Here is a 597-nt window from a genome sequence, read left to right on the forward strand (position 1 = left end):
GACTCGCGCGACGGCGTAGGCGTCAAGCGAGATGAATTGGTCATCCAGCGGTCTTGCGGAAATTTCCATGAAGTTGGGATCGGTTGCCGCCTGCTCGAACTGCTCGGCGCCGAGAAGAGCAATACGGGCGCTGCTCGGCGCATCCGAAAGCCGCACAGATTGCGTCTTGGCGGTGAGGTTAGCGACCCACAGGGTCACGCCCCGATCGTTTTCAGCTGCGATCGTCACAACGCCGTCAGCGCCGAAAGTTCCTACGGACAGCAAGGTGGCTCCGCCGAGCTTTGAGAGACCAGCCAAGACATGGAAAGCGGGATAGACCGTTCGGGAATCCTGCTGGTCAAACCATGGCTGCACGAAATCAGCCTTCCTATGGATTTGGCCAAATGGACCGGTGAAGTCACCGAAGACGACGGCCTCGATGCCCTCGCGAGCGCATGCGGCGAAATAGCCGACGATCCAGGCCGCATTGAACAGCCCGCGCTGACGAGGATCGATGCGCGATAGGCAGACGCGACCATTCGCTTCGTTCTGCGCCGTGGAGGCACCGTAAGGGTTCTCGCGGCAGCCGAGCTGACTGGGACCCACACGCAGCGGCAA

General features: G+C 61.1%; 1 protein-coding gene. It reads right to left on the minus strand.

Features of this window, described 5'->3' with window-relative positions; translation table 11 throughout:
- The coding region (locus tag NKI99_RS33790) for a D-apionate lactonase family protein (RefSeq protein ID WP_502905574.1) at positions 1–597 on the minus strand (597 nt) is incomplete at both ends.

Source organism: Mesorhizobium sp. M0239 (assembly GCF_040321815.1).
Classification (GTDB): Bacteria; Pseudomonadota; Alphaproteobacteria; order Rhizobiales; family Rhizobiaceae; genus Mesorhizobium.